This window comes from Roseateles sp. So40a (genome assembly GCF_048081605.1).
Lineage (GTDB): Bacteria > Pseudomonadota > Gammaproteobacteria > Burkholderiales > Burkholderiaceae_C > Roseateles.
The window spans coordinates 933,528-948,385 of sequence record NZ_CP182288.1 but is presented as its reverse complement, the minus strand read 5'-3'; the positions used below and the strand labels follow the sequence as shown (position 1 = coordinate 948,385).

Genomic DNA, 14,858 nt, shown 5'->3' with positions numbered 1-14,858 from the left:
GGAGTTCACGGCTGGACCTCCAGCACGGCATTGGGCAGTTCGCCGAAACGATCGGGCGCGTACATCGCCTCCGCGCGGGTCGTGGGCATCTGGAAGCGCCCGGCGTTGTTCAGGCGGACCGTGTACTCGAGCACATGCTTGCCGCGCGGCAGATAGCTGAAATAAGCGCGCCACGCGGTGAAGCTGCGTTCGATGAAGTCGGGCCACGCCTCGCCTTCGGCGCGCTCGCCCTGCGCGTCGATCGTGCCTTCGATGATCGCGGCGCCGGCGGGCAAGGGATCGCTGAGCACGACCCAGGTCATGTCCGCGGCCGCCTCCAACTCCACGCGGACCCGCATCACGTCGCCGCGCGACCAGCGGGGCGCGGCCTTCTGCGACACCGCGGTGATCGTGCGCTTGAGCGAGTAGCCCGAGCTCAACGGCGCCTTGAGCGGCACCGCGGACACCGCCTGCACCGTCGCCCAGGGCTTGCCGTCTCCCGTCTGCGCGAGGGTCAGGTTGCCGCTGCCGCTCGCCGGCCACGCGAGCCGCAACTCACCGCCGCCCGCCTTGGCGGACCAGTCCATCGCGGCCGACTCACCGCCGAGCTTGGCTTCGGTCCGGCCCTTGACCGCTTGCGATTCGAAGCGGGCGGAGAACTTCTCCAGCGCCAGCACGCCCCAGAGATTGGACGTCGTCGACTCCCACGCGCCTCGGGTCTGGCGCCCCAGCGCGCCGACGACCAGGCGTGGCAGATCCTCCTTCCAGCCCGGATCGTCCACCAGCGCGAGGATGGTCCGCGCGGCCGTCGCGTCGCCGCTGCCCATCAGCCACCACCAGCCTTCGGACTCCTCGTTGACGAAGCGCAGCGTGGTGCCCGCATAGCTCAGCCGCGCGCGCAGCTGGTTCTGCGCCGCCGCGATCTGCGCCGTCCGCTCAGGCGCGTCGCTCATGCGCTGGTGCAGGACCAGCCAGTCCAGGATGGCGACGGTTGGCCAGGTCGTGAGGTTGCGCCCATCGACCGTACCCAGTTGCCGCGGCGTGGCCTTCCCGTACCGCGCGAGCGCGGCCAGCGCCGCGATGCGACGCGGCTCGTCATCCGGACGCGGCGACCAGTGCTTGCGTGCGACGCGTCCTTCAACGAAGCCCGCCAGCCCTTCCAGCGCCTTGTTCAACTGCGGGGCCGGCAGCGTTCTTCCGGCCTCGTGCGCGGCGGACAGCAGATGCGCGGTGAGCACGTCATCGCCCTGCGTGATGTAGCGCGAGAGCGGAAAGTACGCGAACAGGCCGTCGCTGTCCTGATAGGTGGCCAGTTGCCCCATCAGGCCGTCCCAGGCGGCCGTGTCGTGCAGCGCGATGTACTTGGAACTCTGCTGCTCCAGGCAGCTGTACGGGTACAGCTCGAAATAGCGCCGGATGCCCGGCAATCCGCTGGACAGCTTGGGTTGCAAGCCGATGAACACGCCGCCGCGCTTGACGCCTTGCGTCGGCAGCGCGTCGGTCGGTGCGGCCACGGGCAGGCTCAGCGGACCATCGAGCTGCCGCAACGTGGCTTGCAGCACGCGCGTCGGCACCGCCGCCTGCACGGCCTGCGTGGTCCGCATCGCATCCTTCGCGCCGGCGCCGCCCTGCTCCTGGGCCTGCGCCTCCCACACGATGCGCTGAGCGCCTTCGGGGATGACGACATCCCAGGTCAGCTCCTGCGCCTGCCCGGCCGCCAGCTTGACGGTGCGCGCCTCTGTCGGCACCGGCTGCTCGCCCGTCTCGAACGTGGCCTTGCCGTTCAACGCGACACGCAGATCCATCGTCCGCGACGTGGCGTTGCGCAGGGTGATCATCGCCTGCACCCGGTCGCCCTCGCGCACCAGCGGCGGCAGACCGGACAGCAGCTGCAGGTCCTGGCTGACGTTGATGCTGGCCTCACCCGTGCCGAAGCGTTGTCCCGGTGCGTCGGCCACCGCCACGAGCCGGAATCGCGTCAGCGAGTCGTTGAGCGGCACCTGCACGAGCGCCTCGCCCTTGGCGTCCACCGTCACGGCAGGCTGCCAGGTGAGCAGCGTGTCGAACAGCTCGCGCGTGGCAAAACCACCGCCCCCACCGGCGGCGACCGCCTTGCGGCCGTAATGGCGCCGGCCGACGATCTCGCTGTGGGCGGTCGCCGTCGTCACGCCCCACGCGCGGGTCTGGATCATGCCGTCGAGCAGCTTCCAGCTGGGATTCGGCGCCAGCGCCAGCAAGCCTTCGTCGACGGCCGCAAACGCGATCTGCGCATCGGGAACGGGCTTGCCGTCCTGCGTCACCCGCAGCTTGACCTGCGCGCTTTGACGCACGCCGTACTGCGCCTGCTGCGGTACGACCTCGACCTGCAGTCGATGCCTGGCTTGGCCGATCTCGATGGCCGCCATGCCCAGCTTGAAGGACGGCTTGGACAGATCCACCATCGCTGTCGGTGGCTGGTAGTCGCCGGAGGCCCGCCACTCGCGCCACCAATTGACCGGTTCACGCCATCCCCAGGAGAAGAACGAATACCACGGCACATCGCGCAAGCGGCCGCGCAGGACCATCACGCTGACATAGGCGTTGGGCGTCCAGTCGCGGTCGATCTTCAACTCGACCCACGGGTCGCGGCCGGACAGGCGGCGCACCTCGCTGTGCAGCACGCCCTCACGCTCGACGGTCACCAGGGCCGTGGCTTCCCGATAAGGCATGCGGACCTGGAACCGCGCGGTTTCGCCCGGCTCATAGCGGCGACGCTCCGCGATCACATCGATGCGGTCGTCGTTGTCTTGAGCAAACCAGAGTTCACCCGCGCGCGTCACCCAGAGCGACCGCGCTGCCTGGGCCCGGCGACCGCCGTCATCGGCCACGGTCCCGATCAACTCGATCTGCCCGCTCTGCGTCAGCTTGACCTCGCATTGCAGCAGCCCGCGTTCGTCGCTTTTGCCGCTGCACAGCTCGCCGAGGTCCTTCACGTTGCGCTGATGCTCATACGCATAGAAGCCGCCGACGAGTCGCTTGCGGGTGCTCAAGGTCTGGATCTGCCGCCCGGCGACCGAGACCTTCTGGTTCGCCAGCGGCTTGCCGCCGGTATCCAGGGCGACCGCCTGCAGACGCAACGCCTGGCCATTGGCGACCCAGCTCGCAGACCGCAAGCCGACCACGACGCCCGCGGGCCAGATCAGTTGGGACGCGGAGCGCGTGTGAGTCTGTCCATCCGGATCTCGGTAGCTCAGCTCGACGCGCAGTTCTCCAGGGCGCTGCACGGCGGCCTTGAGCGGTACCTTGAACTGCACGGCCCCCTTGGCGTCCGTCTGAAGCGCCAGCTTGTCCAGCAGCAGGCGGTTGCCGCCGGCGGGTTCGCCCGCGCCGGGGCCATCCCCCTCCGACTCTCCATCGTCACTGGGCGCCGCGACGGAATCACCCTGCCCCGGCACGGTCGGCGGCTCGAACGCGAAGTCCTCGTAGCCCGGGAACTGCGCCCACCGCGGCTGAAGCACGGCACTGACCTGGACGGGCGCCTTCGCCATGGGGCCGCCGGACATGTAGTTCAGCTGCGCCGACCAGCCCTGCTCCTGCGCCCCGGGTACCGAGGTTTTCGGCGGCAGCAATCGCGCATCGACCAGCGGAACGCGGAACTCCTCGACGCGGACACTGCCGCTGTCCCAGGTGCGCTGTCCACGTGAGCTTCCGCCTCGCTCGAGCACGAAGCGATACCGCCCCAGCTTCGCCGCTGGAGGCACCTTCCAGGTGGTCAACGCGTACCGTGTGCCTTGCCATTGCAGATCGAAGGTCGCCACGTCCTCACCGGTGCCCTCGAACACCACGCGAAGTTTGGTCGGCAATTGATCCGGAGACGCGTCGCTCAACCCCTGCACAGTCTCCAGTCGGAAGAAGTGCTTCACCGACACCGTTTCACCGGCACGCAGCAAGGGGCGATCGGTCACCGTATGAGCGCGGACGCTACGTTCGCTTCCCCAGGCCATCGGTACATTGAATCGCCAAGGCTCGATGCCTCGACTCCATCCGCTGAACATGAAGCTCATGTCCAGCGGCTTGCCCGCCTCCTGGTGACGAGCCGTGATGAACAGACCGGACTCGCCAAGACATTCACCACGCCCATCGCTTCGATCGAGATTCGGACGATCGATACGCGCCAATCCGTTGGCATCCGTGCGCCCCTGCCACAACGCCTTGCCGCGGCAGTCATACACCGCGACCTGCGCGCCCTCCACCGGACGCCCCTTGTCGAGTGACGTCACCCAGACCAGGCTGTCGTCCCTCCCGAGCTTGAAGTGCAGACCGAGATTGGTGACCAGCATCCCGGTCTTCACATACATCGGTTGCACCGGGTCGAGCAGCGACTGCCCCAGTCGAGGAGACTTCAACTCCATGACGTGGTAGCCCGGTTGCGACAAGGGCACGCCGACCACCTCGATGGACTTGTCCGCATTGCCAGCCGGGACGCTCATCGACTGCAGGTCTGACTGGCCCTTGAGCCACTCCACCTTCCGGTCCTCCCATTCGTTCTGGCGGTAAAGCCGCCCGTACCATTTGAGGATGTCGATGTCGTCGCTGATCCGCTTGATCCGCAGATGTCCACCCGACTTCGGCTGGAGATCGGACTGCACGTGCCGCAGGCTCAACGGCACCAGGCTAGCGCCACTCTGCTCCCACTCGACGATGCCGAACGGGGCCGCTGCGAACTTCGCCAGCGGCGGAGCTGCCGCTGTCCGGACCTTCAATGGGAAGCTCGCCGCGTTGGACAGCGGACGTCCGCTCTCGTCCTGAATGCCGGAAGGCATCTCCAATTGGTATTCCTGCTGCTCCGCCAGCGGCACGGGGAAAGCAACCCGAGTCACCCACGCAGAACCGGCGTCATCGTCGTTCGACACGGTTGGAGAAACGACGGCACCACCGGACCCACGAAGCTTGATCTTGGCCGCGAGATCGCGAGAGATGCGCTCGGAAAAGCTCACCGAAAGCGGGCGAATGGGAAGACAGGGAGCGTTCGCACGTTCGCGCTCGCAAGAGAACTCTGCCGTCAACGGACTGCGGACTGTGAATCCGAAGCGCTTCTCTCCGCGCGTCTTCACGGAATCGTTAGCGGCGGCGGAGATACCAGGGCCCCAAACGATCGCAGCGTCAGCCCCTGCGGGAAGTGGCCGCTGGCAAGCGACAAGGAGCCACTCCTGTCCAGGCTTGAGGCTGACCTTCAGCGACCGGAGCAGCGCGTCACGCTCCGACGTCGGTCGCAGGTCGACAGGAATCCTCTCGCCGACAGCCTTTGATTCGCACCACATCCCGTCAGCGACCGAACTCGTCTTCACAGCGCCCGACAAGCGGAGCAGGAAACGCTGATCCTCTTCAACGCGACCGCCTGTCCATGGGCGGGTCTCCAACACTTTCGGCGCGCTGAGCTGAAAGCCTGCTGAACGGATCCCCGACCAGCCAACTGCAACATTGGGCAACGAGGGTCGGAAATCGTCCCTGACGCTCACCAGGCACTTCGACCCCGGTGGCAGCGGGCGAGCGAAATCGAAGACCCATTCGCGTTCGTTGGTCCATCGGCCCTTGCCTTCGACGGTCTGTGAACCACAACTCACGCTGACCGGATCACTTTGCCGCGGATCTCCGAGAGCCGCAGCTGCGGATTTCAGTCGGACGACGACATTTTGAACTTCGGCGACCTCGCCTTGTGGCGCGACAGTTTCGAGCTCCAATGCCTGCGCAGAAAAACCCAGGCTCAAAAAGCTGATCAACAAAGACACCGGCAGTACGCCGATCGCTTCCGTCCACTCTTTCCGCCGCATAGCACTCCCAGCTGATCCAACTCGAGCAGACAGTCTATGCGGACACCTATGAAAAGACAGTCCCACAAAGGGGGCGCCCGCTTGGGGGATACAGGGATATCACGCTCGCAGGAGCGACTTTTCGTCGACCCAAAAGCAAAAACCCCTCGCTCATTGCTGAGCGAGGGGTTTGCGGGATATTAGCCTGACGATGACCTACTTTCACACGGGAATCCGCACTATCATCGGCGCTGAGTCGTTTCACGGTCCTGTTCGGGATGGGAAGGGGTGGGACCGACTCGCTATGGTCATCAGGCTTGACTGGTTGGTTTGCTGCGCTTGGTCAGCAAACCCAATTCGGTAGAGTCAAATCAGCTTTGGTTTGATTGCGTCTTCGAGTTTGAAGAACGGTAAAACTGCGTGACCTCAGTCTCTGACGTTTTGAGTGTCAAAGTTATAGGGTCAAGCCGCACGGGCAATTAGTACTGGTTAGCTTAACGCATTACTGCGCTTCCACACCCAGCCTATCAACGTCCTGGTCTTGAACGACCCTTCAGGGGGCTCTAGGCCCCGGCAAGACTCATCTTGAGACGAGTTTCCCGCTTAGATGCTTTCAGCGGTTATCTCTTCCGCACTTAGCTACTCGGCGATGCCACTGGCGTGACAACCGATACACCAGAGGTGCGTCCACTCCGGTCCTCTCGTACTAGGAGCAGGCTCTCTCAATCTTGCAGCGCCCACGGAAGATAGGGACCAAACTGTCTCACGACGTTTTAAACCCAGCTCACGTACCTCTTTAAATGGCGAACAGCCATACCCTTGGGACCGGCTACAGCCCCAGGATGAGATGAGCCGACATCGAGGTGCCAAACACCGCCGTCGATATGAACTCTTGGGCGGTATCAGCCTGTTATCCCCAGAGTACCTTTTATCCGTTGAGCGATGGCCCTTCCATACAGAACCACCGGATCACTTTGTCCTACTTTCGTACCTGCTCGACTTGTCAGTCTCGCAGTCAAGCACGCTTATGCCAATGCACTATCAACACGATTTCCGACCGTATTTAGCGTACCTTCGAACTCCTCCGTTACACTTTGGGAGGAGACCGCCCCAGTCAAACTGCCCACCATACACTGTCCCCAACCCGGATAACGGGCCAAGGTTAGAACCTCAAACACACCAGGGTGGTATTTCAACGTTGGCTCCACCTGATCTAGCGACCAGGTTTCAAAGCCTCCCACCTATCCTACACAGATCTGTTCAAAGTCCAATGTAAAGCTACAGTAAAGGTTCATGGGGTCTTTCCGTCTTTCCGCGGGGAGATTGCATCATCACAAACATTTCAACTTCGCTGAGTCTCTGGAGGAGACAGTGTGGCCATCGTTACGCCATTCGTGCAGGTCGGAACTTACCCGACAAGGAATTTCGCTACCTTAGGACCGTTATAGTTACGGCCGCCGTTTACTGGGACTTCAGTCAAGAGCTTGCACCCCATCATTTAATCTTCCAGCACCGGGCAGGCGTCACACCCTATACGTCGACTTTCGTCTTTGCAGAGTGCTGTGTTTTTAATAAACAGTCGCAGCCACCGATTCTCTGCGGCCTCATTGGGCTCCCCAAGTAAATGGTTCACCTACTAAAGGCACACCTTCTTCCGAAGTTACGGTGTCAATTTGCCGAGTTCCTTCTCCAGAGTTCTCTCAAGCGCCTTAGAATACTCATCTCGCGCACCAGTGTCGGTTTGCGGTACGGTCGTCAATAGCTGAAGCTTAGTGGCTTTTCCTGGAAGCAGGGTATCACTCACTTCGTCTGCAAGCAGACTCGTTATCACCCCTCATCTAAGCCCGGCGGATTTGCCTACCAGGCACGACTACAGGCTTGAACCGGGACATCCAACACCCGGCTGAGCTAACCTTCTCCGTCCCCACATCGCACTATTGATCGGTACAGGAATATTGACCTGTTTCCCATCAGCTACGCATCTCTGCCTCGCCTTAGGGGCCGACTCACCCTACGCCGATGAACGTTGCGTAGGAAACCTTGCGCTTTCGGCGAGGGGGCTTTTCACCCCCTTTAACGCTACTCATGTCAGCATTCGCACTTCTGATACCTCCAGCAGGCCTCACGACCCACCTTCACAGGCGTACAGAACGCTCTCCTACCACGCACAGTAAACTGTGCATCCGCAGCTTCGGTAACTGGCTTAGCCCCGTTACATCTTCCGCGCAGGACGACTCGATCAGTGAGCTATTACGCTTTCTTTAAATGATGGCTGCTTCTAAGCCAACATCCTGACTGTTTTAGCCTTCCCACTTCGTTTCCCACTTAGCCAATTTTAGGGACCTTAGCTGGCGGTCTGGGTTGTTTCCCTCTTGAGTCCGGACGTTAGCACCCGGTGCTCTGTCTCCCAAGCTGTACTCTTCGGTATTCGGAGTTTGCATAGGTTTGGTAAGTCGCCATGACCCCCTAGCCTAAACAGTGCTCTACCCCCGAAGGTAATACTTGAGGCACTACCTAAATAGTTTTCGGAGAGAACCAGCTATCTCCAGGTTTGTTTAGCCTTTCACCCCTATCCACAGCTCATCCGCTAGTTTTGCAACACTAGTCGGTTCGGACCTCCAGCACCTGTTACGGTACCTTCATCCTGGCCATGGATAGATCACCTGGTTTCGGGTCTACACCCAGCGACTAATTCGCCCTATTCGGACTCGATTTCTCTACGGCTACCCTATTCGGTTAACCTCGCCACTGAATGTAAGTCGCTGACCCATTATACAAAAGGTACGCAGTCACCCTTGCGGGCTCCTACTTTTTGTATGCATGCGGTTTCAGGATCTATTTCACTCCCCTCCCGGGGTTCTTTTCGCCTTTCCCTCACGGTACTTGTTCGCTATCGGTCGATTACGAGTATTTAGCCTTGGAGGATGGTCCCCCCATATTCAGACAGGATTTCACGTGTCCCGCCCTACTCTATTCGTGCCTAGTTCCACAATCGACATTTCTCATACGGGGCTATCACCCGCTATGGCCGGACTTTCCATTCCGTTCTGATATGCCAACTGCTAAAACACGAGGGCTACTCCGATTTCGCTCGCCACTACTTTCGGAATCTCGGTTGATGTCTTTTCCTCGAGCTACTGAGATGTTTCAGTTCACCCGGTTCGCCTCGCACACCTATGTATTCAGTGTGCGATACCTCTAAACGAGGTGGGTTTCCCCATTCGGAAATCTCCGGATCAAAGCTTATTTGCCAGCTCCCCGAAGCTTATCGCAGGCTATCACGTCCTTCGTCGCCTGTAATCGCCAAGGCATCCACCACATGCACTTAGTCACTTGACCCTATAACTTTGACATCCGCAGATGTCGTCAAGGACAGATGCTCGACAACTCGAGCATTTATTGAGTATCACGCGTTCGCCGTTCTTCAATTTCGACTCTGAAGTTCAGAGTTGAAGTTTGTTGACGCAATCAAATGTCGCTGGCGGCACGGTGCCGAGCGCCCCTTTACGAGCGCCAGCTTTCCGCCAGCAACGCTGATTCGACTCTACGAATTGTTAAAGAACAACAGCCGACTAAAAAGTCGAGACTGGCAAACCACAACAGCGCTTGTCTCGCTGCTGTGGTTTGCCACCCTGTGAAGTGATTGGTGGAGGATGACGGGATCGAACCGACGACCCCCTGCTTGCAAAGCAGGTGCTCTCCCAGCTGAGCTAATCCCCCAAGATCTCTCGATCCTCGTGGTGGGTCTGGCTGGATTCGAACCAGCGACCCCCGCCTTATCAAGACGGTGCTCTAACCGACTGAGCTACAGACCCACGCATTCTTTGCGTGCCCCTGTCGCGCCAACCAGCAAGGCCAGCTCGCCAGGCTCACGCGTTTTCTCACTCACTGTTGTGTGACTACAGCCGATAAGTGTGGGCGCGCTGAACTCGCTATGTGGACTCGACTCTCCCAAGCAACCGAAGTCACTTGGCGGTCTCGTCATTCTCTAGAAAGGAGGTGATCCAGCCGCACCTTCCGATACGGCTACCTTGTTACGACTTCACCCCAGTCACGAACCCTGCCGTGGTAATCGCCCTCCTTGCGGTTAGGCTAACTACTTCTGGCAGAACCCGCTCCCATGGTGTGACGGGCGGTGTGTACAAGACCCGGGAACGTATTCACCGCGGCAAGCTGATCCGCGATTACTAGCGATTCCGACTTCACGCAGTCGAGTTGCAGACTGCGATCCGGACTACGACCGGGTTTCTGGGATTAGCTCCCCCTCGCGGGTTGGCAGCCCTCTGTCCCGGCCATTGTATGACGTGTGTAGCCCTACCCATAAGGGCCATGATGACCTGACGTCATCCCCACCTTCCTCCGGTTTGTCACCGGCAGTCTCATTAGAGTGCCCTTTCGTAGCAACTAATGACAAGGGTTGCGCTCGTTGCGGGACTTAACCCAACATCTCACGACACGAGCTGACGACGGCCATGCAGCACCTGTGTCCAGGTTCTCTTTCGAGCACTCTCACATCTCTGCAAGATTCCTGGCATGTCAAGGGTAGGTAAGGTTTTTCGCGTTGCATCGAATTAAACCACATCATCCACCGCTTGTGCGGGTCCCCGTCAATTCCTTTGAGTTTCAACCTTGCGGCCGTACTCCCCAGGCGGTCAACTTCACGCGTTAGCTACGTTACTGAGAAGAAACCCTCCCAACAACCAGTTGACATCGTTTAGGGCGTGGACTACCAGGGTATCTAATCCTGTTTGCTCCCCACGCTTTCGTGCATGAGCGTCAGTACAGGTCCAGGGGATTGCCTTCGCCATCGGTGTTCCTCCGCATATCTACGCATTTCACTGCTACACGCGGAATTCCATCCCCCTCTACCGTACTCTAGCCATGCAGTCACAAATGCAGTTCCCAGGTTGAGCCCGGGGATTTCACATCTGTCTTGCATAACCGCCTGCGCACGCTTTACGCCCAGTAATTCCGATTAACGCTTGCACCCTACGTATTACCGCGGCTGCTGGCACGTAGTTAGCCGGTGCTTATTCTTCAGGTACCGTCATGAACCCCCAGTATTAGTAGGAGTCTTTTCTTCCCTGACAAAAGCGGTTTACAACCCGAAGGCCTTCTTCCCGCACGCGGCATGGCTGGATCAGGGTTGCCCCCATTGTCCAAAATTCCCCACTGCTGCCTCCCGTAGGAGTCTGGGCCGTGTCTCAGTCCCAGTGTGGCTGGTCGTCCTCTCAGACCAGCTACAGATCGTCGGCTTGGTAGGCCTTTACCCCACCAACTACCTAATCTGATATCGGCCGCTCCAATTGCGCGAGGTCTTGCGATCCCCCGCTTTCACCCTCAGGTCGTATGCGGTATTAGCTGCTCTTTCGAGCAGTTATCCCCCACAACTGGGCACGTTCCGATACATTACTCACCCGTTCGCCACTCGTCGCCAGGTTGCCCCGCGTTACCGTTCGACTTGCATGTGTAAGGCATGCCGCCAGCGTTCAATCTGAGCCAGGATCAAACTCTACAGTTCGATCTTGAATACTCAACGGAATCGAACAAAGACTACTTTCATAGCTTCATTCATTTTCCGTGAGCGTCTAGTTTCGATTTAACCTTCTCAGGTCGCTCGTTCAGACGCCCACGCTTATCGGCTGTAAATTCTTAAAGAACATCGAAGTGGCTTTCGCCTCCTTCGTCGCGTCGCTGATTTGTTGTCAGCAGCGCAGAAGTGAGACTATAAACGAGTTCGTTTGAACTTGTCAAGCATCTTTTTGTCGATCTTTCTGATCCACAGATGCCGTCTCGCCTTCAGAGATCAACGCTCCGTTGAAGCGCTCATCTCTGCAAGCAGAGAAAGGAACGCCCGGTCATGCGACCGGGCGTCTCCGGATATTAGCCTGACGATGACCTACTTTCACACGGGAATCCGCACTATCATCGGCGCTGAGTCGTTTCACGGTCCTGTTCGGGATGGGAAGGGGTGGGACCGACTCGCTATGGTCATCAGGCTTGACTGGTTGGTTTGCTGCGCTTGGTCAGCAAACCCAATTCGGTAGAGTCAAATCAGCTTTGGTTTGATTGCGTCTTCGAGTTTGAAGAACGGTAAAACTGCGTGACCTCAGTCTCTGACGTTTTGAGTGTCAAAGTTATAGGGTCAAGCCGCACGGGCAATTAGTACTGGTTAGCTTAACGCATTACTGCGCTTCCACACCCAGCCTATCAACGTCCTGGTCTTGAACGACCCTTCAGGGGGCTCTAGGCCCCGGCAAGACTCATCTTGAGACGAGTTTCCCGCTTAGATGCTTTCAGCGGTTATCTCTTCCGCACTTAGCTACTCGGCGATGCCACTGGCGTGACAACCGATACACCAGAGGTGCGTCCACTCCGGTCCTCTCGTACTAGGAGCAGGCTCTCTCAATCTTGCAGCGCCCACGGAAGATAGGGACCAAACTGTCTCACGACGTTTTAAACCCAGCTCACGTACCTCTTTAAATGGCGAACAGCCATACCCTTGGGACCGGCTACAGCCCCAGGATGAGATGAGCCGACATCGAGGTGCCAAACACCGCCGTCGATATGAACTCTTGGGCGGTATCAGCCTGTTATCCCCAGAGTACCTTTTATCCGTTGAGCGATGGCCCTTCCATACAGAACCACCGGATCACTTTGTCCTACTTTCGTACCTGCTCGACTTGTCAGTCTCGCAGTCAAGCACGCTTATGCCAATGCACTATCAACACGATTTCCGACCGTATTTAGCGTACCTTCGAACTCCTCCGTTACACTTTGGGAGGAGACCGCCCCAGTCAAACTGCCCACCATACACTGTCCCCAACCCGGATAACGGGCCAAGGTTAGAACCTCAAACACACCAGGGTGGTATTTCAACGTTGGCTCCACCTGATCTAGCGACCAGGTTTCAAAGCCTCCCACCTATCCTACACAGATCTGTTCAAAGTCCAATGTAAAGCTACAGTAAAGGTTCATGGGGTCTTTCCGTCTTTCCGCGGGGAGATTGCATCATCACAAACATTTCAACTTCGCTGAGTCTCTGGAGGAGACAGTGTGGCCATCGTTACGCCATTCGTGCAGGTCGGAACTTACCCGACAAGGAATTTCGCTACCTTAGGACCGTTATAGTTACGGCCGCCGTTTACTGGGACTTCAGTCAAGAGCTTGCACCCCATCATTTAATCTTCCAGCACCGGGCAGGCGTCACACCCTATACGTCGACTTTCGTCTTTGCAGAGTGCTGTGTTTTTAATAAACAGTCGCAGCCACCGATTCTCTGCGGCCTCATTGGGCTCCCCAAGTAAATGGTTCACCTACTAAAGGCACACCTTCTTCCGAAGTTACGGTGTCAATTTGCCGAGTTCCTTCTCCAGAGTTCTCTCAAGCGCCTTAGAATACTCATCTCGCGCACCAGTGTCGGTTTGCGGTACGGTCGTCAATAGCTGAAGCTTAGTGGCTTTTCCTGGAAGCAGGGTATCACTCACTTCGTCTGCAAGCAGACTCGTTATCACCCCTCATCTAAGCCCGGCGGATTTGCCTACCAGGCACGACTACAGGCTTGAACCGGGACATCCAACACCCGGCTGAGCTAACCTTCTCCGTCCCCACATCGCACTATTGATCGGTACAGGAATATTGACCTGTTTCCCATCAGCTACGCATCTCTGCCTCGCCTTAGGGGCCGACTCACCCTACGCCGATGAACGTTGCGTAGGAAACCTTGCGCTTTCGGCGAGGGGGCTTTTCACCCCCTTTAACGCTACTCATGTCAGCATTCGCACTTCTGATACCTCCAGCAGGCCTCACGACCCACCTTCACAGGCGTACAGAACGCTCTCCTACCACGCACAGTAAACTGTGCATCCGCAGCTTCGGTAACTGGCTTAGCCCCGTTACATCTTCCGCGCAGGACGACTCGATCAGTGAGCTATTACGCTTTCTTTAAATGATGGCTGCTTCTAAGCCAACATCCTGACTGTTTTAGCCTTCCCACTTCGTTTCCCACTTAGCCAATTTTAGGGACCTTAGCTGGCGGTCTGGGTTGTTTCCCTCTTGAGTCCGGACGTTAGCACCCGGTGCTCTGTCTCCCAAGCTGTACTCTTCGGTATTCGGAGTTTGCATAGGTTTGGTAAGTCGCCATGACCCCCTAGCCTAAACAGTGCTCTACCCCCGAAGGTAATACTTGAGGCACTACCTAAATAGTTTTCGGAGAGAACCAGCTATCTCCAGGTTTGTTTAGCCTTTCACCCCTATCCACAGCTCATCCGCTAGTTTTGCAACACTAGTCGGTTCGGACCTCCAGCACCTGTTACGGTACCTTCATCCTGGCCATGGATAGATCACCTGGTTTCGGGTCTACACCCAGCGACTAATTCGCCCTATTCGGACTCGATTTCTCTACGGCTACCCTATTCGGTTAACCTCGCCACTGAATGTAAGTCGCTGACCCATTATACAAAAGGTACGCAGTCACCCTTGCGGGCTCCTACTTTTTGTATGCATGCGGTTTCAGGATCTATTTCACTCCCCTCCCGGGGTTCTTTTCGCCTTTCCCTCACGGTACTTGTTCGCTATCGGTCGATTACGAGTATTTAGCCTTGGAGGATGGTCCCCCCATATTCAGACAGGATTTCACGTGTCCCGCCCTACTCTATTCGTGCCTAGTTCCACAATCGACATTTCTCATACGGGGCTATCACCCGCTATGGCCGGACTTTCCATTCCGTTCTGATATGCCAACTGCTAAAACACGAGGGCTACTCCGATTTCGCTCGCCACTACTTTCGGAATCTCGGTTGATGTCTTTTCCTCGAGCTACTGAGATGTTTCAGTTCACCCGGTTCGCCTCGCACACCTATGTATTCAGTGTGCGATACCTCTAAACGAGGTGGGTTTCCCCATTCGGAAATCTCCGGATCAAAGCTTATTTGCCAGCTCCCCGAAGCTTATCGCAGGCTATCACGTCCTTCGTCGCCTGTAATCGCCAAGGCATCCACCACATGCACTTAGTCACTTGACCCTATAACTTTGACATCCGCAGATGTCGTCAAGGACAGATGCTCGACAACTCGAGCATTTATTGAGTAT

2 protein-coding genes, 2 tRNA genes and 5 rRNA genes are annotated in these 14,858 nt (G+C 58.3%); 1 reads left to right on the top strand and 8 read right to left on the bottom strand.

What is annotated here, in order from left to right:
- Nucleotides 1–5 precede the first annotated feature (5 nt).
- The 3 genes from ACNI65_RS04385 to ACNI65_RS04375 form a co-directional block, all read right to left on the bottom strand.
- Entirely contained in the window at nt 6–5,789 is a 5,784-nt protein-coding gene (locus ACNI65_RS04385) for an alpha-2-macroglobulin family protein (RefSeq protein ID WP_416761409.1), read from the bottom strand.
- 182 nt (nt 5,790–5,971) lie between these two features.
- Nucleotides 5,972–6,084: ribosomal RNA gene (gene rrf, locus ACNI65_RS04380) — 5S ribosomal RNA — on the bottom strand.
- A 142-nt stretch (nt 6,085–6,226) separates the two neighbouring features.
- Nucleotides 6,227–9,107 (bottom strand): 23S ribosomal RNA (locus ACNI65_RS04375).
- A gap of 110 nt (nt 9,108–9,217) precedes the next feature.
- Between ACNI65_RS04375 and ACNI65_RS04370 the strand changes: the two genes are divergently transcribed.
- Complete coding sequence (locus ACNI65_RS04370; protein ID WP_416760519.1) at nt 9,218–9,406, top strand: hypothetical protein; 189 nt, start codon at nt 9,218–9,220, stop codon at nt 9,404–9,406.
- A gap of 6 nt (nt 9,407–9,412) precedes the next feature.
- Here ACNI65_RS04370 and ACNI65_RS04365 read toward each other — a convergent pair.
- The 5 genes from ACNI65_RS04365 to ACNI65_RS04345 form a co-directional block, all read right to left on the bottom strand.
- A tRNA-Ala gene (locus ACNI65_RS04365) sits at nt 9,413–9,488 on the bottom strand.
- Nucleotides 9,489–9,506: 18 nt separating this feature from the next.
- A tRNA-Ile gene (locus tag ACNI65_RS04360) sits at nt 9,507–9,583 on the bottom strand.
- 177 nt (nt 9,584–9,760) lie between these two features.
- Nucleotides 9,761–11,289: ribosomal RNA gene (locus ACNI65_RS04355) — 16S ribosomal RNA — on the bottom strand.
- Between the two features lie 365 nt (nt 11,290–11,654).
- Nucleotides 11,655–11,767, bottom strand: a 5S ribosomal RNA gene (gene rrf / locus ACNI65_RS04350).
- A gap of 142 nt (nt 11,768–11,909) precedes the next feature.
- Nucleotides 11,910–14,790 (bottom strand): 23S ribosomal RNA (locus tag ACNI65_RS04345).
- The 16S, 23S and 5S rRNA genes sit together here with 2 tRNA genes alongside, the layout of an rRNA operon.
- Nucleotides 14,791–14,858 lie beyond the last annotated feature (68 nt).

Coding starts and splice junctions, on each gene's coding strand:
- ACNI65_RS04385 (WP_416761409.1), bottom strand. CDS start 5,789: ATGCGGCGGAAAGAGTGGACGGAAGCGATCGGCGTACTGCCGGTGTCT.